Source organism: Lentzea sp. JNUCC 0626 (genome assembly GCF_043632865.1).
In the GTDB taxonomy this organism is placed as follows: domain Bacteria; phylum Actinomycetota; class Actinomycetes; order Mycobacteriales; family Pseudonocardiaceae; genus Lentzea.
The window spans coordinates 5,571,591-5,589,507 of sequence record NZ_CP171635.1 but is presented as its reverse complement, the minus strand read 5'-3'; the positions used below and the strand labels follow the sequence as shown (position 1 = coordinate 5,589,507).

Here is a 17,917-nt window from a genome sequence, read left to right as displayed (position 1 = left end):
GCCTGAAGATGACCTCGACTGGAGCCCCGACCCGAACCGACGACGTCTCCGCGGCCCCCGCCGCGGGTGGCGGAAGTCCAACGGCCAGTCCTGAGCAGGTCCGTGACGAATTGATCGAACGGGCCGCCGCCAATGCCCCCGAACTCGCAGACCTGATCCGCTTGTTCTACCGCCATGTGCCCGCCGAGGAAGTCAACGACGACGACCCGGTGGACCTGGTCGGTGCGGTGCGGTCGAACTACCAGCTCGCCGAGAGCCGCGTTCCCGGACGCGCCGCGGTGCGCATTCTCAATCCGACGCGCGGGACCGACGGGTGGCAGTGTCCTGTCACCGTGGTCCAGGTCGTCACCGACGACATGCCCTACCTCGTCGACTCGGTCGCTTCCGAGCTGACGCGGGGTGGCGTGCAGGTACAACGCGTCGTGCACCCGATCGTCGTCGTGCGGCGGGACCCGGTCACCGGCGAGCGCACCGAGGTGCTGCCGACCGCCGACCCGGCTGATCCGCCGGCCGACGCGCTGGCCGAGTCGTGGATGAACATCGAGGTCGACCTCATCACCGACCCCGATCGCGCCCGCGAGCTCGAGACCCGGCTGCTGACGGTGCTGACCGACGTCCGTGAGGTCGTCGAGGACACCGACCGCATGGTGACGACGGCCCTGCAGCTCGCCGAGGAGCTGGGCAAGGACTCGTCCGCGGACACCACGGACGGCGCGAACCTGCTCAAGTGGCTCGCGGACGGGCACTTCACGTTCATGGGCTACCGGCAGTACGAGCTGGTGCAGGAAGAGGGCGAACCGGCGCTGCGGGCGGTGCTCGCGAGCGGGCTCGGCGTGCTGCGCCAGGACAGCCTCGCCGCGCGCAGCCTCACCGCCGGGCCGGACAAGGGCGAGCAGGCCCTGAGCCCCGACCTGCTGGTGCTCACGCAGGCGAGCGCGCAGAGCAGCGTGCACCGCAGCGTCTACCCCTACTACGTCGGCGTGAAGACGTTCGACGGCGAGGGCAACGTCACCGGCGAGCACCGCTTCCTGGGCATCTTCAGCACCACGGCGCTGCACGAGAACGTCCTCGACATCCCCGTCGTCGAACGCCGCGTGCGCGACGTCATCCACCGCGCCGGCTTCCCGCTCCAGTCCTACTCGGGCCAGCGGATGCTGGAAGTGATCCAGAACTACCCGCGCACCGAGCTGTTCTCGGTCGACGCGGACACGCTCTACCAGACGACGACGGGTGTCATCGCGCTCGCGGAACGCCGCCGGCTGCGGCTGTTCCTGCGCCGCGACCCGTTCGGCCGGTTCTTCAGCTGCCTGGTCTACCTGCCGCGCGACCGCTACACGACGACGAGCCGCCTCGCGATGCAGGAGGTGCTGCTCGCCGAGCTCGGCGGCCTGAACCTCGAGTACAGCGCGCGCATCGGCGAGTCGGCGCTGGCCCGCGTGCACTTCATGGTGCACACGGACCCGGCGCGCACGCTGGAGCCGGACGTCCACGCGATCCAGGCCAAGCTGGCCGAGGCCGTCCGCAGCTGGGACGACCGCATGATCGAGGCCGTCGTCGGCGACGAGGGCGACCTCGGTGCCGAGTCGGCCACCGAGCAGGGGCAGCGGTTCTCCACGGTCTTCCCCGAGGCCTACAAGGAGGACTTCCCGGCCTCCACCGGCCTGGAGGACTACCGGCGCATCGAGGCGCTCGTCGAGGGCGGCCTCGACATGGTCTTCTACGTGCCGGAGGACGCCGAACCGGGCGAGCGGCGCTTCAAGCTGTTCGTGACCGGCGACGGCATCACGCTGTCCGACGTGCTGCCGATGCTCCAGCGCATGGGCGTCATCGTCGTCGACGAGCGGCCGTACGAGATCGCCCGCGAAGACGGCGTGCAGTGCTGGATCTACGACTTCGGCCTGCGCATCGACAAGGCCGCGCTGGCCCAGCTGTCCGAGGCCGACCTGGACAACGTCCGGGTGCGGTTCCAGGACGCGTTCGCCGCCGTCTGGCGTGGTGAGGCCGAGGTCGACAGGTTCAACTCGCTGGTGCTGCAGGCCGGTCTGACCTGGCAGCAGGCCGCGATGCTGCGCGCGTACGCGAAGTACCTGCGCCAGGCGGGCACGCCGTACTCGCAGGACTACATCGAGGACGCGGTGCTCGGGCACACGTCCGTGGCGATCGCGCTGGTCGCGTTGTTCGAGGCCCGGTACAACCCGGCGCTCGACGACACGACGCGTGCGGCACACACGGAGGTGATGGTCACCGAGATCGGCAAGCTGATCGACGACGTGACGAGCCTCGACGCGGACCGCATCCTGCGCAGCCTGCTCAGCCTCATCAACGCCACACTGCGGACGAACTACTTCTTCCGCGACGCGGACGGCAACGCCCGGCCGTACCTGTCGGTCAAGCTCGACCCGCAGGCCATCCCGGACCTGCCGCAGCCGCGGCCGAAGTTCGAGATCTTCGTGTACTCGCCGCGGGTCGAGGGCGTGCACCTGCGCTTCGGCTCCGTCGCGCGCGGTGGCCTGCGCTGGTCCGACCGCCGCGAGGACTTCCGCACGGAGGTGCTCGGCCTGGTCAAGGCGCAGGCCGTGAAGAACGCCGTGATCGTGCCGGTCGGCGCGAAGGGCGGGTTCGTCGTCAAGAAGCCGATCGCCCCCACCGGCGACCCCGGCATCGACCGCGAGAACTTCATGTCCGAGGGCATCGCCTGCTACAAGATGTTCATCTCGGGCCTGCTCGACCTCACCGACAACCTGATCAACAACGAGGTCGTGCCCGCCCCGCAGGTCGTGCGCTACGACGCCGACGACACGTACCTGGTCGTGGCCGCCGACAAGGGCACCGCGACGTTCTCCGACATCGCGAACGGCGTGAGCCAGAGCTACGGCTTCTGGCTGGGCGACGCGTTCGCGTCCGGTGGCTCGATCGGCTACGACCACAAGGCCATGGGCATCACGGCCAAGGGCGCGTGGGAGAGCGTGAAGCGCTCGTTCCGCGAGCTCGGCGTGGACACGCAGACCGAGGAGTTCACCGTCGTCGGCATCGGCGACATGTCCGGTGACGTGTTCGGCAACGGCATGATGCTGTCCGAGCACATCCGGCTCGTGGCCGCGTTCGACCACCGGCACATCTTCATCGACCCGAACCCGACCGCGGCCTCTTCGTTCGCGGAACGCGTGCGGCTGTTCAACGTGCCGCGCTCGTCGTGGGACGACTACGACCGCACGCTGATCAGCGAGGGCGGCGGCATCTTCCCGCTCACGGCCAAGTCGATCCCGATCTCCGAGCAGGCCCGCGTCGCGCTCGGCCTCGACGAGGGCGTCACGAAGCTGTCCCCGCCGGAGCTCAAGAAGGCGATCCTGCTGTCGCCGGTCGACCTGCTCTGGAACGGCGGCATCGGCACGTACGTCAAGTCGTCGGCCGAGTCGCACGCCGACGTCGGTGACAAGGCGAACGACGCGATCCGCGTCAACGGCGACGAGCTGCGCGTCAAGGTCATCGGCGAGGGCGGCAACCTGGGGCTGACCCAGCGCGGCCGCATCGAGTTCGCGCGCCGGGGCGGCAAGGTCAACACCGACGCCCTCGACAACTCCGCCGGCGTCGACTGCTCCGACCACGAGGTCAACATCAAGATCCTGCTGGACCACCTGGTCCGGGACGGGTCGCTGGAGCAGTCGCAGCGCAACGAGGTCCTCGCGGAGATGACCGACGAGGTCAACGACCTCGTGCTGGCGGACAACTACTCGCAGAACAACGTCCTCGGCGTCAGCCGGGCGCACGCGGCCCCGATGCTCTCGGTGCACGCGCGGCTCACGGCCGACCTGGAGGCCCGCGGCGCGCTCAACCGCAAGCTCGAGGCCATGCCGAGCGCGGCGGAGTTCAAGGCGCTGGAGAAGGCCGGCGAAGGGCTCACCTCACCGGAACTCTCCACGCTGCTCGCGTTCACCAAGCTCACCCTGAAGGAAGAGCTGCTGGCGAGCGACATCCCGACGATCGACACGTTCACCCGCAAGCTCCCGGACTACTTCCCGAGCCTGCTGCGCGAACGCTTCGGCGCCGCGATCCCGAACCACCCGCTGGCGCGCGAGATCATCACCACGGTCGTCGTCAACGAGGTCGTGGACGGCGGCGGCATCTCCTTCGCCTTCCGCCTGGCCGAGGAGATGAGCGCGTCGGCGACGGACGCGGTGCGCGCGTACGCCGTCGTCACCCAGGTCTTCGACCTCCCGTCGATCTGGCGCGAGATCGAGGCGCTGGACAGCGTGGTGGCCACGGACGTCCAGGACAGCATGGTGCTGGAGACCCGCCGCCTGCTCGACCGCGCGTCGCGCTGGCTGCTGTCGAACCGGCCGCAGCCGCTCGCCGTGGGCTCGACGATCAACCGGTTCCGCCGCGTGGTCGAGGAGCTCAGCCCGTTCGCCTTCGACCTGTTGAAGGGCAAGGAACTCGACGTGGTGGCGGGCAAGGCCGACCGCTACGTCGAACAGGGCGTGCCGGCCGAGCTCGCGCGCAAGGTCGCGGCGCTGCTCTACATGTACGGCTTGCTGGACGTCACCGAGATCGCCGAGCTCGCCGAACGCGAGATCGGCCCGGCCGGTGGCATGGGCCCGGAGCGGTCGCACCGCGAGTCGGCCGAGCTGTACTTCGAGCTCTCCGACCACCTCGACATCGACCACATGCTGGACTCGGTGACGAGCCTGGAGCGCGGCAACCGCTGGCACGCGCTGGCCCGCCTGGCACTGCGCGACGACTTCTACTCGTCGCTGCGGGCCATCTCCGTCGACGTCCTGCGGGCGAGCGACGAGGACGACACGGCGACCGAGAAGATCACCAAGTGGGAGCAGGCCAACGCTTCCCGCCTGGCCCGGTCGCGCGGTGCGCTGGAGGAGATCAATCGGGTGCACCAGCTGGACCTGGCGACCTTGTCCGTCGCCGCACGCCAGGTGCGGAGCATGGTCAGGTAAGGCAGAGCGAACAGAACCGGGGCGCCGCGGAATCCCCTCCGCGACGCCCCGGTTCTCTGTTGCACCAAGGAATCCCCTCCACGGCGCTACTCCTACAACGTCAGACGACCTGTTCGAGTTCCGCGCGCTGGGCGATCGCGCGGCCCAGCCACTGCCGTCCGACCACGACGAGCAGCGCGACCCCGATCGCGGCGACCGTGCCGGCCCCGGAACCCATCCACAGCCCCAGGACCTCCATGCCGTCGGCGGGGGAGGGGATGTCGGTGAACGTGACGTAGACGAACAACCCGGCGAGCACCACGGCGCCCGCGGCGAGGGCGCTGATCGCGACGCTGGTCCACGTGAGCGCACCGGACTCGAACACGGTGCCCTGACCGGCCCGGTGCAGCATTCCGCCCAGTGCCACGGCGAGGAGCTGAAGGCACGCCACGAAGACGATCGCCAGCACCACGAGCGGCACTCTCACCGACTCGTACGGCGGGAAGTTCTCGACCTCGTTCGCCGCGGTCGCCGGGATCACCGCGACCTGCGCGAAGAGACCGCACAGGAACGCGAAGGCGAGCAGTGCTTGCAGGAAGAACACGACTGCGCGAGACATAGATCGAGTATCGACAGCTGCCTATCGATTTTCAATCGCCTGGTGTGGAGGTCCTGTGAAGGTTCGCGGGCGGTAGGGTCCCTGCATGGGTGTCTTCGTCACTGGTGTGCGGCCGCGATGGTCGGACATGGATGCGTTCGGCCACGTCAACCACGCGAACACGGTGACGTTGCTCGAAGAGGCCCGCATCGAGCTGCTGTTCACCGAGGCCGCCCGGCACGGCGTCAAGGAACTGGCCGAGGGCATGGTCGTGGCGAAGCTCGTGATCGAGTACCTCGCGCCGATCGTGTTCACCGGCGAGGACATCATGGTCGAGATGTCGGTGCGGGAGCTCAAGTCCGCGTCGCTCACGCTCGACTACGTGGTGCGCGGCAGCCGTGACGTGAACAGCCCGGTGGTGGTCAGGGCGGAAACGCTCATGGCGCCCTACAACGTGACGACAGCACGTCCGCGCCGGCTGACCGAGGCCGAGCGCGACTTTCTCGCCGGGTGGCGGGCAGGGGGAAATGGTGCCTGAGCTGGTGTTGGCCGACGCGGCCGAGAGAGACGACCTCGGCGCGTTCGCCGCGCGGGCGGTGCGGCTCGACGGTCAGTCCGTCGTCCGGCTGCGCAACCGCAACGACGAGCTGCTCGACGCGTGGGTGGCCACGCCGTTCGACGCGCTCGCGACGCGAACCGTTGCGGGACAGGCGAATCCGGCGGACGTCACGGTGTCCGGTTCGGAACTGCTGACCGGCCTCGCGGTGATGCGCGACGAACGCATCGACCCCGGCCCCGCCAAGGACCTGATGTGGCGCTCGGCCCTGCCGCCCGTCGAGGGCTGGCTCGTGGTCGACCGGCTGCCCGTCGAGGTCGTCGCGAAGATCGCCGACGACGGTGTCGAGGTGGCACGGGAGAACACCGGGCCGCAGGGCACGCCGCCCGCCTCGTTGCTGGACCAGACGGTGCTGACCGTCAGCGGCTCGGGTCTCGACGTGAAGATCCCGCTGCGGGTGCTGTTCGCGTTGTCCGGCATGGGTTTCCTCGGCGAGGACGGCGAGGTCCGGGTGACCGCGACCGACTCGTGGGTGCGGATCGACGCCCGTTATGGCGCGGTCGTCCGGCGCCGCCACTCCATGCTGCCGCTGCTCGTCTGAAGTTCGGCGTAGGCGGTGCTCACCCTGGCGAGCCACTCCGCCTCGTCTTCGGGAGCGGGCGCGAAGAACGACGGCGGCTCGCCTCCCTGACCGCCGTGCAGGGCCGCGTCGATGGACGCGGCCTCGGCGTACGCACGCGCGTCGGACTCGGCCATCCCGGTACCGACGAAGTGCGCCAGCGCCGCGTCGTGCACGGCAGCGTCCAATCGGGAACGCACCGGGCCGATCAACGCGTCGCGAATGCCGATCACCCGGTTCAGCAACCGGGTGCGCGAGCCGAACCCGCCGCGTTCCGGCACATCGAGCGCGGTGGCCAACGGCGCCAGTTGCCAGTGCAGCCGACGCCTGCGTGCGCCCGCGCTCGCCGACGGCAGCATCAGTCCGGCCAGCGTGCACAACCCCGCGGGAACGACCAGGACGATCTGGATGCCGGAGAGTCCGTGGTCCGCCCACGGAGGAGGAGTGCCGAGCCACACGGCGGTCGCGTACACCATCTTGTGCACCGCGTGTGTGAGCGTGAGCGCGGAACCGATGCCCAGCAACGTGAGGCTCGCCCGCATGACCCCGCGCTCACGGGAACGGCCTGTCCACACGAGCCGCAACGCGTCGGCGGTCGCGTACGCGCAGTAAAGCTGCCACGACAACACATAGGCGAGAACACCCGTGTCGGCGTGACCGCGTTCGGGGAGCAACGGCAACCCGAGCCGGAACGGCCCGAGCAGGTAGCAGACGAACGTCACCACGGCGGCGCCGCAGAGCAGCCTGACGCGGGACGTCAGCGCCACCGAGGGCTTGACCACGGCGAGCAGGAACGCCAGCGAGAAGAACGCCGTGCCCATGTTGGCGAGGTGCTGCACCACCTGCGGGAAACCGGGGATCTCCCCGAACACGCGGTACAGCGGCCAGTAGACGGCGGCGAGCCCGAGCGTCATCGAGATCCCGTAGCAGGCCAACGCGAAGAACACCGCGCGCACGGCCCGGTCGGACGGGTTGCGCCGCCACGCGAAGAACCGGCTGAGCGCACCCGCCGCGATGACCGCGACCAGCACGAGATGGGCCGCGATCGCGGGTGCCACGGTCAGTCCTCCAGGGTGCTGTGGAATCCCGTGGACCTGCTGGCCCGCGCGAGCACGGCGAAGGCGAAGTCCTCCGCCTCCCGTTCCGCGCGGTTGCCGAACGTCTCGTGCTGGCGGGCCAGCATGATCCGCACGGTGTTCCCGCTCAGGTCGGGGAGCAGGTCCTTCATCGTCTCGGCGCCTTCGTGCTCGTGCAGGATGTGACCGAGTTCGTGCAGGATGATGTGCTCCTGGTGCAACGCCGACGTGCGCTGCTCGTAGCAGACGATGTCCGCGCGCTCTCCCGCGAGCCACAGGCCGCACGGTCCGAGCAGGGTCATCGGCAATGGTGTCAGCACGATCGGTCTGCCTCTGTCGGCGCCGACGCGGTTGCACAGCTCGTGCACGTCGAACGGGCGCGGCAGGTCCAGTTTCCTGGCCCGTCTCATCCCAGCCCTTCCAGCTTGCGCAGTTGCTCGGTCAACGCGCGCACGGCGTCGACACTGCCTGATGACAGGCCGACCATCCGGGCCGCGGCGCTGGCGACCCCGGCGTCGCGCATCGCGGCCGCCAGCCCGATCTGCGCGGCGACCTGCTCGGTCGTCTGGTCGTCGAAGAAGTAGGCGACGGGCACGCCGAAGAACTCGGCCAGCCGCTGCATCGTGTCCTTCGTGGGGTTCGTGTTCTTGCCCGAGCGCAACGCCGAGAGCAGGCCCGTCGACAGGCCGGTCGCGACCGAGACCTCGGGGTGGGTGAAGGGCTTCCGGCCGCGCGGGTGCACCTCGCGGAACAGGTGGTCGACCTTCTCCGCCAACGTCCGCGGCACCGCGGCAGGGGTGCTCGCGCCCTCGTTGACGTCCGCCATGAGGGCAGCCTACAGTCGGCCGTTCGATCATTAAAGTGACTCAGGCTGCCGAGGTAGTCAGTCTGATGGTCGGACGGTCCTGGGGGATTGCGTGCGTTTTCGACTGCTGGGCGCGGTGGAGGCTGATGTCGACGGGAGACCCGTCCCCCTCGGCGGGCCGAAACCGAAGACGTTGCTCGCGCTGCTGGCGATCAACACGGGCCGGGTGCTCTCGGCGGACCACCTCGTCGACGCGGTGTGGGGAGACGAACCGCCGGAGACGGCCAGAGCCTCGCTCTACACCTACGTGTCGGCGTTGCGGCGGGCGCTCGGGGACGTCATCGACCGGCGCGGGGGTGGTTACCTGCTCACCGCGGCACCCGACGAGATCGACCTGCACGTGTTCACCCGGCTGGTCGAGGACGGCCGCCGCCTGCTCGCCGACGCCGCACCGGACGAGGCGGTGGACCGGTTCGACGCCGCGCTGGCGTTGTGGCGCGGCCCCGCATTGGGCGGCGCACAAGGCCTGCACGCCGAGAACGAACGGCTCCGCCTGGACGAACTGCGGCTGGCGGTCGTGCAGGACGCGGCGGAGACGAAGCTCGGGCTCGGCCGGGGCGAGGCGTTGATCGGTCCGCTCACCTCGGTGCTCGCGGAACACCCGATGCGGGAACGCACGCGCGCGTTGCTGATGCTCGCGCTGCACCAGGCAGGACGGCAGGCGGACGCCCTCGCCCGCTACCGCGACGGACGGCAGTTGCTGCTCGACGAACTTGGCGTCGAACCGGGGCAGGACCTGCGGGCGGCGCACGAGAAGGTGCTGCGGGGCGAGGAACCGGCGCGTCCGGAGCCGTCGACCAGCCCGGACCAGCTGCCGTACGGCATCGGCGACTTCACCGGCCGTGCGCGCGAGGCGGACGAGCTCACCCGGCGGTTGCGGGCAGGCGTGCGGCTCTGCGTGATCTCGGGCAAGCCGGGGATCGGCAAGTCGGCGTTCGTCGTGCACGTGGCGCACGGGGCGAGCGACCAGTTCCCCGACGGCCGCCTGTTCGCCGATCTGCGTGGACTGCAGCAGGTCCGCACGGAACCGGCGGACGTGCTCGCCGCGTTCCTGCGTGCTCTCGGCGTCGCGAACGCCGCCATCCCCGACCGGCTGGAGGAACGCGCCCAGCTCTACCGCACGCTGCTCGCCGAACGGCGGGTGCTCGTCGTGCTGGACGACGCCGCCGACGAACAGCAGGTCCGGCCGTTGCTGCCCGGTGGACGCCAGTGCGCGTTGCTCGTCACGAGCCGCCAGCGCCTCGACGGCCTCGGCGGCGCCTCCCACCTCGGCCTCGACGTGTTCGACGACGAGGAGGCGCTGGACCTGCTCGGCCAGGTCGCGGGCGGGGCGCGGGTCGAGGCGGACCGGGAGCAGGCGCTGCGGATCGTCCGGTTGTGCGGGCACCTCCCGCTGGCGTTGCGGATCGCGGCGGCCCGGCTCGCGGCGCGGTCGCTGTGGCCGTTGCGCAGGCTCGCCGAGCGTCTCTCCGATCAGCGGGAGGTGTTGCGGGAACTCCAGGTCGGCGATCTGGAGGTGCGGGGCAGTCTCGCGTTGAGCTACGACGGCATGCCGGAACGGGAACGGGTGGCGTTGCGCCGGCTCGGGCTGCTGGGCGTGCCCGACTTCGGGCCTTGGCTGCTGGCCGCGCTCCTCGACCGTCCGTTGCCCGAAGCGGAAGAAGCCGTCGAACGCCTCATGGACGCCCAGCTCGTCGACATGTCCATGAACGGCGGCATGGTCCGTTACCACCTGCACGACCTGACGCGCGCGTTCGCCCGTGAGCGCGGGGAGACCGAGGAACCACCGGAGGACGTCCACGCCTCCGCCTCCCGCGCGGCCCACTCGGCGTTGGCGCTGGTGCGGATCGCCGGCGCGCGGATGCCGCACGCCGCGTTCGCCACCGATCGCCCGGAAGCCGTGCCCCACCTGGACGAACGGTCGATCGAGGACCTGCTCGCCGATCCGGAGAACTGGTTCGCGCAGGAGCAGACAGGCCTCGTCACGACGACGGAACGCCTGAGCGAGCTCGACCTGAGCGGCGACGCCACCCAACTCGCCGCCGCGCTGTGCTCGTCCAGGTTCGCGGTGCACAACCTCTTCGGCCTCTGGTGGCGCACCCACGACGCCGCACTCGGCGCGGCCCGCAGGACCGGAGACCGCGCGGGCGAGGCCAGGCTGCTCGCGGGCCTCGGCTGGCTGCGGTTCGAACAGGACCGCTTCGACGAGGCCGAGGACTACTACGAGCGGGCGATCAGCGCGTACCGCAGCTGCGGGGACCAGGGCGGCCAGGCGAGCGTCCGGCTGGTGCTGAGCAGCGTGCAACGGGAACGTGGCAGGCTCGCCGACGCCCTCGCGTCGCTGGAGCAGGCCCTGCCGGACCTGACCGAACCGGCCGCGATCGCCCAGGCGGTGCACGGGATCAGTCGCGTGCTGACCGAACAGGGCGACCTGCCCGCGGCGTTGGACCAGGCGCTGCGGGCCTGGGAGGCCTACCGCCGGCTCGGTGACCGCCGGGCGGAGGCGATCGCGTTGCGGTCGGTCGGCATCGTGCACCGCGCGGCCGGGCGCCTGGCCGAGGCGGAGCAGTGCTGCGCGCGGGCGCTGGAGTTGTTGCGGGACACCGGGGACCGGCTCATGACGGCGTACGCCGTGCAGTCGCTCGCCAAGGTCAGGATCAGGCTGGGCCGGGGCGCCGAGGTCAGGGACGACCTGGCGGCGTGCCTCGTCACGTGCAACGAGATGCAGGACGGGTTCGGGCAGGCGTTGATGCTGCGCACCCTCGGCGAGCTGGAACTCGCCGAGGGTCGCCTCGACGAGGCGCGCGAGCACCTCGAACAGTCGTTGAGGTGGTGGGACGCCTTGGCCCTGCCGCTGTTCCGCGCGCGGACGTTGCGGGACCTGGCGATGCTCGGCGACCGGGCCGCGTGGACCGAGGCACTGGCGATCTTCCAGCGGTTCGGCGCCCGCGAGGCACGTGAAGAGGAACCTCAAATCCGATCTTCAGATCGCTTGGAGGCGTCCCGCCCAGAGTAGTCCCCAGCACCGCGAACATCAGGTTCGCGAAAGCCCTTGGGGGACAACATGAAGAGCAAGAAGCTGATCGGACTGGGAATCGCCGCGCTGGCCGTGCTGGGGCTGGCGCACCCCGTCTCGGCGGCACCGGTCGCCGGCGGTCAGGGCACCGACTCCGGACTCGCTGTGTCCGCGCTCTCGGCCTCCGCCGTGAACGAGGCGATCACCAGGGCAGAGGTGATCGACAGAGCGAAGTCCTGGCTCACGGCCATCAACAACGGTCCCGTGCCCTACGACATGAACGGCTCGTTCGGCGGGTACCGGTCGGACTGCTCCGGCTTCGTGTCGATGGCGTGGAAGCTCGGCGGCAGCCTGACCACGGTGACCATCCCCGGCGTCTCGTCCCGGATCGCCAAGGACGACCTCATGCCCGGTGACGTGCTCGGCAACCTCGGCCCGGGAACGGGAGGCGCCGCCGGCCACGTCGTGCTCTTCGAGGCGTGGGCGAACGAGGCCAGGACCCGCTACATCGGCATCGAGCAGGCGGGCTCTCCCGGGCACACGGTGCGCCGCGAGATCCCCTACCCGTACTTCAGCGGCAACTACCAGCCGTGGCGCTACAACAAGATCGCCGACGCGCGTCCGGTGGACCGGGTGAGCGACATCAACAGCGACGGGTTCGGCGACCTCGTCGGCGTGGACGGCAACGGCGAGTTGTTCGGGTACCACAACGCCTCGCTCGTCAGCGGCGACCGCTCCCCGTTCACCGGCGAGACGTGGCGCTACAAGGGCAGCAACTGGTCCGGTATCAGCACGCTCGCCTCGGGCGACGTGACCGGTGACGGCTACGCGGATCTCGTTGGTGTCGAAGGGAACTCGCTCGTCGTCTACGGCAACGGCTCGGTCGTCAACCAGGACGGCAAGCCGTTCAGCGGTGGCGAGACCTTCCGCTACGAGGGCAACTGGAGCAACGTCTCCCACCTGGCGATCGCGGACGTGACCGGTGACGGCTGGGGTGACCTGGTCGCGGTCGAACGCACCGGCGCCATGGTCGTCTACGCCAACGGCACCAAGGTGAACCCCGGCGGCAAGCCGTTCGGTGGCGAGACCTGGCGGTACAACGGTTCCTGGGGTTCGGTCAAGCAGTTCGGCGTCTCCGACGTGAACCGCGACGGCTACGGCGACATCGTGGCGGTGGACGCCAACGGTGAACTCTTCGGCTACAACAACGCGTCGCTGATCGGCGACCACCGCCCGTTCACCGGGGAGACCTGGCGCGTGCGCGGCAGCAACTGGTCCGGCGTCAAGCAATTCACCGTCATGGACGCCACCGGCGACGGCTTCGCCGACATCGTCGCGGTCGAGCCCGACGGCAAGTTGTCCATGTACGGCAACGGTTCTCTCGTCAACCCCGGTGGCGTGCCGTTCTCCGGCCGCACGTGGATGTCGGTCGGCGACTGGTCCGCCGTCCGCACCTTCGCCTGATCCCCGATCACGAACCTCACTGAGAAGAGCGATGAGATGTCTGTCCTGAAGCGACTTGTGATCGGTGTCCTGGCCGCCGCGACGATTACCGGCGCCGCGACCGAAGCAGTGGCGAGGCCCGGTGACACGGCAGGCCTTGCGGCCGACTGCACCATCCCCGCCGAGCGCGACCTGAACGTCACCAAGACCGTCTACCGGGTCGGCCGCGACATGGGGGTGTCGGACAAGGTGATGCTCGCCGGATTCGAGACCGGCTGGGTCGAGTCCCGCATGAACAACCTCCCCTGCGGCGACCGGGACTCCCTCGGGGTGTTCCAGCAACGGCCGTCGATGGGCTGGGGCACGCCGGAGCAGGTGCAGAACGTGGAGCACGCCTCCGGGGAGTTCTTCAAGCGGGCGATCAACAGCGCCCGCGCCAACCCGGGGTTCACCCCGGGCCAGGTCGCCCAGGACGTGCAGCGGTCGGCGTTCCCCGACCGGTACGACCAGGTCGAGAGCAAGGCGCGGTCCCTGATCGCGGAGGTCGCGATCCCGGCGGACCGGGTGAGCGACGTCAACAGCGACGGCTTCGGTGACCTCATCGGGGTGGACGCCAACGGAGAGCTCTTCGGGTACAACAACGCGTCGCTCGTCAGCGGTGACCGCAAGCCGTTCACCGGGGAGACGTGGCGGATCTCGGGTAGCGACTGGCGTTCGGCGAAGCTGCTGGCCTCCGGTGACGTGACCGGTGACGGGTACGCCGACCTGGTCGCGACGGACGCGGACGGCAGCCTGTCCGTCTACGCCAACGGATCGGTCGTCAACCCCGGCGGCAGGCCGTACACCGGCGTGACGTGGAAGTACGAGGGTTCGTGGGCCGGCGTGAAGCAGCTGGCGATCGCCGACGTGACCGGCGACGGCTGGGGCGACCTGGTCGCGGTCGACGCCGAGGGCGCGCTGGTGGTGTACGCCAACGGCAGCAAGGTGAATCCGGGCGGCAAGCCGTTCGGCGGCCAGACGTGGAAGCTCGGCACGGGCTGGGGCGGCGTCAAGCAGCTCGGTGTCTCCGACGTCAACCGCGACGGCTACGGCGACCTGATCGCGGTGGACGCGAACGGTGAGCTGTTCGGCTACAACAACGCGTCGCTGATCGGCGACCACCGCCCGTTCACCGGGGAGACGTGGCGCGTGCGCGGCGGCAACTGGTCCGGCGTCAAGCAGTTCACGGTCATGGACGCCACGGGTGACGGTTACGCGGACATCGTCGCGGTCGAGCCCACCGGCAAGTTGTCGGTGTACGGCAACGGTTCCCTGGTCAACCCCGGCGGTGTGCCGTTCGGCGGAGTGAGCTGGGACCTCGGCGGCAACTGGTCGCAGGTGCGCACGTTCGCCTGACAGGTCTGCACTGCGAAAGCCCCGGGACATCCGTTCCGGGGCTTTTGTCCTACCTGGAGTAAGCTCCAGGTTTCGGGTCGCGGAAATCGTTGCGCACCAGGCTGATGCGCGTGGCACCATGTCGCGCGTGTCAGCCGAACCGCAGCAGCAGGAGGAGTACCGGGTCTCCACCCTGGAGCTCTTCTTCGACCTGGTCTTCGTCTTCACCATCACGCAGCTGACTCGCAAGCTCGCCGACGACACGTCGCCGCTGGGCTTCGGGCAGGTCGTGATCATGCTGTTCGTGATCCTGTGGATGTACTTCGGGTACGTCTGGCTCACGAACTCGGTGCCCCCGAACACGACGGTCCGCCGGTTGCTGCTGATGGTCGGCATGGGCGGGTTCCTGGTCATCGCGCTGGCGATCCCGAACGCGTTCGGCGCCGCCGGGGCCGCGTTCGGCATCGGCTACCTGATCGTGAACCTGGTGCACTCCGGGCTGTTCCTCGCCTCGGGCGGGCCCGGTTCCGCGACGGCGATGGCCCGGCTGGCGCCGTTCAACCTCGGCTCCGCCGGCCTGGTGCTCGTCGGCGGGTTCCTGCCGCCGGTCGCGCGGGCCGCGGCGTGGACGGCCGCGGTCGTGCTCATGGTCGTCTCGCCGTACGTGAACCGGCGGCACGGCGAGTTCCGGATCAGGCCCGTGCACTTCGTGGAACGGCACGGGCTCGTGGTGATCATCGCGATCGGCGAGTCGATCATCGCCATCGGCATCGGGGCGGCGGGCCTGCCGCTCACCGTCCCACTCGTCGTGGCGGCTCTGCTCGGCCTCGCGCTCGCCTACCAGCTCTGGTGGTGCCACTTCGGTCGCGAACAGGACATGCGCGCCGAGCACGCCCTCACGCACATGTCCCAGGTGGAACGGTCCCGGGCGGCGCTCTCGGCGTTCGGCTGGGCGCACGCGCCGATCCTGCTGGGCGTCGTCGTCGTGTGCGTCGGCATCAAGAAGACCATCGGGCACGCCACCGAGCACCTCTACCTGAGCGGCGCGCTCGCGCTGGGCGGGGGAGCGGCGATCTTCCTGGCGGGACAGGTGTTCTTCCGGCACCGCATGGGGATCGGCACGAACCGGTGGCGCGTGCTCGCGGCCGTGCTCGCCCTCGCGACCATCCCGGTGGGGTTGTGGCTGGCGATCGCCCAGGTCGCCGCGCTGGTGCTGGTGTTCGGGGCGTTGCTCGCCGTGGAGGAGAAGCTGGGGGCGTGAGAGCCCCCAGCACCAGACCTCAGACGAGCCAGACGGCCGTGTCGGGCGGCAGCTGGTCGCCGTCCATCGGGCCGGACGACAGCAGCACCTGACCGGGCGGCAGCGGCACCGACGCACCGGACGTGTTCAGCGCGCAGATCAGCCCGCCACCCTTGCGCCGGAACGCGAAGCAGCCCGCCGGAGCGCCGTACCACTCGAGTTCGGTACCGGCGAACGACGCGTGCGACTTCCGGTGCTCCAGCGCCTCGCGGTACAGCGAGAGCATCGAGCCCGGGTCCTCCAGCTGCGCCTCGGCCGTGAGGTGGTCCCACTCGTTCGGCTGCGGCAGCCAGGTGTTGACGGCCGTCGAGAAGCCGAACGGCGGGGTGGTGCCCTCCCACGGGATCGGCACGCGGCAGCCGTCGCGGCCGCGCTCGGTGTGGCCGGACCGTTCCCAGGTCGGGTCCTGCAACGCCCAGTCGGGCAGCTCCACGTTCGGCAGGCCGAGCTCTTCGCCGTTGTAGAGGTAGATGACGCCCGGCAGCGCCAGCTCGACCAGCGTCATCGCGCGGGCCCGCTGCTCGCCCGCCGTGCCGCCGCCGTAGCGGGTCACGTGCCGCACGACGTCGTGGTTCGACAACGTCCAGGTGGCGGGCGTGCCGCTCAGGGCGACCGCGCCGAGGGAGTGCTCGATCGCCGAACGCACCGCGTCGGCGTCGAAGTCGGCCTCGACGAGGCGGAAGTTGAAGCCGAGGTGCAGTTCGTCGGGGCGGACGTAGGCGGCGAACCGCTCGTCGTCCTTCACCCAGATCTCGCCGACGGCCATGGTGCCGGGGTAGCCGTCCATGACCTTGCGGATCATGCGGTGGATCTCGTGCACGCCGTCGTTGTCGAACCGCGGGTCGTGCGCGTCGTCCGACAGCACGCCCGGCGCCTGGACCTGAAGGTTCATGTCCGGCAGGCCCTCGGGCTTGGCCATGCCGTGCGCCACGTCGATGCGGAAGCCGTCGACGCCGCGGTCGAGCCAGAAGCGCAGCGTCTGCTCCAGGTCGGCGCGGACCTCGGGGTGCTCCCAGTTGAGGTCGGGCTGCTCCGGCGCGAACAGGTGCAGGTACCACTGGCCGTCCTGGACGCGGGTCCAGGCGGGGCCGCCGAAGATCGACACCCAGTTGTTGGGCGGCTGCGAGCCGTCGAAGCCGCGGCCGTCGCGGAAGATGTAGCGGGCGCGTTCCATGCTGCCCGGGCCCGCGTGCAGGGCCTCCTGGAACCACTCGTGCAGGTCGCTCGTGTGGTTCGGGACCAGGTCGACCGTCACGCGGATGTTGTGCTCGTGCGCGTCCGCCACCAGCCGGTCGAACGCCGCCAGGTCGCCGAACAACGGGTCGACGTCCCGCGGGTCCGCCACGTCGTAGCCGTGGTCGGCCATCGGGGACCGGTAGAACGGGGTGAGCCAGAGGGCGTCGACCCCGAGCAGTTCCAGGTAGCCCAGGCGGGACCGGATGCCCTCGAGGTCGCCGACACCGTCGCCGTTGGAGTCGGCGAAGGAACGCACGTAGACCTGGTAGAAGACGGCGTCACGCCACCAGGCGGCCTCTTCGGCGATCTCAGGGCTGAGGTCGGAGGATCGTCGCACGGGGGGTCATCCTGCCATTCGTCTCGCTGCTAAAGGACCCGATCGGGTGATGGGCGGTCACGAAAAGCTGTTCATCAAGCTGTTCGCGGCCATCTCCATGTAGTCCCAGAGCTGCTTGCGGTGAGCCTCGTCCAGACCGGCCTCGTCGACGGCGATCCTCATGCAGCGCAGCCACGCGTCCCGTTCGATCGGACCGATCTTGAACGGCACGTGGCGCATCCGCAGCCTCGGGTGGCCCCGGTTGTCCGAGTAGGTGTGGGGGCCGCCCCAGTACTGCATCAGGAACAGCCGCAGCCGTTCCTCCGCAGGTCCGAGGTCCTCTTCCGGGTACAGCGGGAGGAGGATCTCGTCGGACTTCACCTCTTTGTAGAAGCGCGCGACGATGCGGTGGAACGTCTCCTCGCCACCGACCTGTTCGAAGAAGCTCACGGGGTTTCCCACCCGCTCATCCTGACTCACCGGGGCCGCCGCGCGCAGGCCGCCCCGGGTGTTGCCTCTGCCATAGGGGTGTGAACTGGCAGGACGCCGGATGATCACCGTCTCGAATGGGTGTTCTAACTCACTCG

General features: G+C 69.8%; 13 protein-coding genes. 7 read left to right on the top strand and 6 right to left on the bottom strand.

All coding sequences use genetic code 11. From position 1 onward, the window contains the following. Nucleotides 1-8: 8 nt before the first annotated feature. A complete protein-coding gene (locus JNUCC0626_RS25075) occupies nt 9-4,952 on the top strand; it encodes an NAD-glutamate dehydrogenase (protein WP_394613210.1) in 4,944 nt (1,647 codons plus the stop codon). Nucleotides 4,953-5,052: 100 nt separating this feature from the next. Here the strand turns inward: JNUCC0626_RS25075 and JNUCC0626_RS25070 are convergent, their stop codons facing one another. Then, entirely contained in the window at nt 5,053-5,550 is a 498-nt protein-coding gene (locus JNUCC0626_RS25070) for a DUF2975 domain-containing protein (protein WP_394613209.1), read from the bottom strand. Nucleotides 5,551-5,635: 85 nt separating this feature from the next. On the opposite strand from JNUCC0626_RS25070, the gene JNUCC0626_RS25065 reads away from it, so the two are divergent. Continuing rightward, a complete protein-coding gene (locus JNUCC0626_RS25065) occupies nt 5,636-6,067 on the top strand; it encodes an acyl-CoA thioesterase (RefSeq protein WP_394613208.1) in 432 nt (143 codons plus the stop codon). Next, nucleotides 6,060-6,686: a hypothetical protein gene (locus JNUCC0626_RS25060; RefSeq protein ID WP_394622092.1), complete on the top strand. Its 627-nt coding sequence runs from the start codon at nt 6,060-6,062 to the stop codon at nt 6,684-6,686. Before JNUCC0626_RS25065 ends, JNUCC0626_RS25060 begins: the two co-directional genes overlap by 8 nt. Here JNUCC0626_RS25060 and JNUCC0626_RS25055 read toward each other — a convergent pair. Genes JNUCC0626_RS25055 through JNUCC0626_RS25045 form a run of 3 tightly spaced genes read right to left on the bottom strand, consistent with a single transcriptional unit; the run spans nt 6,635 to nt 8,606 of the window. After that, nucleotides 6,635-7,762 (bottom strand): DUF6545 domain-containing protein, encoded by a 1,128-nt coding sequence (locus tag JNUCC0626_RS25055; RefSeq protein ID WP_394613207.1) that lies wholly within the window; start codon nt 7,760-7,762, stop codon nt 6,635-6,637. The two genes, JNUCC0626_RS25060 and JNUCC0626_RS25055, sit on opposite strands and share 52 nt — an antisense overlap. A 2-nt stretch (nt 7,763-7,764) precedes the next feature. Then, nucleotides 7,765-8,190 (bottom strand): hypothetical protein, encoded by a 426-nt coding sequence (locus JNUCC0626_RS25050; RefSeq protein WP_394613206.1) that lies wholly within the window; start codon nt 8,188-8,190, stop codon nt 7,765-7,767. Further along, a complete protein-coding gene (locus JNUCC0626_RS25045) occupies nt 8,187-8,606 on the bottom strand; it encodes a helix-turn-helix domain-containing protein (RefSeq protein WP_394613205.1) in 420 nt (139 codons plus the stop codon). The genes JNUCC0626_RS25050 and JNUCC0626_RS25045 overlap by 4 nt, the downstream gene beginning before the upstream one ends. A 91-nt stretch (nt 8,607-8,697) precedes the next feature. Between JNUCC0626_RS25045 and JNUCC0626_RS25040 the strand changes: the two genes are divergently transcribed. From JNUCC0626_RS25040 to JNUCC0626_RS25025, 4 genes are all read left to right on the top strand, one after another. Further along, nucleotides 8,698-11,661, top strand: coding sequence for an AfsR/SARP family transcriptional regulator (locus JNUCC0626_RS25040; RefSeq protein ID WP_394613204.1), 2,964 nt, complete (start codon nt 8,698-8,700; stop codon nt 11,659-11,661). Nucleotides 11,662-11,709: 48 nt separating this feature from the next. Beyond that, entirely contained in the window at nt 11,710-13,125 is a 1,416-nt protein-coding gene (locus JNUCC0626_RS25035; protein ID WP_394613202.1) for a hypothetical protein, read from the top strand. Between the two features lie 36 nt (nt 13,126-13,161). Then, on the top strand, nt 13,162-14,499 hold the full coding sequence (locus tag JNUCC0626_RS25030; RefSeq protein WP_394613201.1) for an FG-GAP repeat domain-containing protein: 1,338 nt from the start codon (nt 13,162-13,164) through the stop codon (nt 14,497-14,499). A gap of 127 nt (nt 14,500-14,626) precedes the next feature. Further along, nucleotides 14,627-15,739 (top strand): low temperature requirement protein A, encoded by a 1,113-nt coding sequence (locus JNUCC0626_RS25025; protein ID WP_394613200.1) that lies wholly within the window; start codon nt 14,627-14,629, stop codon nt 15,737-15,739. Between the two features lie 19 nt (nt 15,740-15,758). Here the strand turns inward: JNUCC0626_RS25025 and JNUCC0626_RS25020 are convergent, their stop codons facing one another. Continuing rightward, complete coding sequence (locus tag JNUCC0626_RS25020) at nt 15,759-17,351, bottom strand: glycoside hydrolase family 13 protein (protein WP_394613199.1); 1,593 nt, start codon at nt 17,349-17,351, stop codon at nt 15,759-15,761. Between the two features lie 57 nt (nt 17,352-17,408). Beyond that, on the bottom strand, nt 17,409-17,792 hold the full coding sequence (locus tag JNUCC0626_RS25015) for a globin (protein ID WP_382445420.1): 384 nt from the start codon (nt 17,790-17,792) through the stop codon (nt 17,409-17,411). Between the last annotated feature and the right edge of the window lie 125 nt (nt 17,793-17,917).

Excerpts from the sequence above, each read along its gene's own strand:
- JNUCC0626_RS25075 (WP_394613210.1), top strand. The coding sequence starts at position 9 with ATGACCTCGACTGGAGCCCCGACCCGAACCGACGACGTCTCCGCGGCC.
- JNUCC0626_RS25070 (WP_394613209.1), bottom strand. The coding sequence starts at position 5,550 with ATGTCTCGCGCAGTCGTGTTCTTCCTGCAAGCACTGCTCGCCTTCGCG.
- JNUCC0626_RS25065 (WP_394613208.1), top strand. The coding sequence starts at position 5,636 with ATGGGTGTCTTCGTCACTGGTGTGCGGCCGCGATGGTCGGACATGGAT.
- JNUCC0626_RS25050 (WP_394613206.1), bottom strand. The coding sequence starts at position 8,190 with ATGAGACGGGCCAGGAAACTGGACCTGCCGCGCCCGTTCGACGTGCAC.
- JNUCC0626_RS25045 (WP_394613205.1), bottom strand. The coding sequence starts at position 8,606 with ATGGCGGACGTCAACGAGGGCGCGAGCACCCCTGCCGCGGTGCCGCGG.
- JNUCC0626_RS25035 (WP_394613202.1), top strand. The coding sequence starts at position 11,710 with ATGAAGAGCAAGAAGCTGATCGGACTGGGAATCGCCGCGCTGGCCGTG.
- JNUCC0626_RS25030 (WP_394613201.1), top strand. The coding sequence starts at position 13,162 with ATGTCTGTCCTGAAGCGACTTGTGATCGGTGTCCTGGCCGCCGCGACG.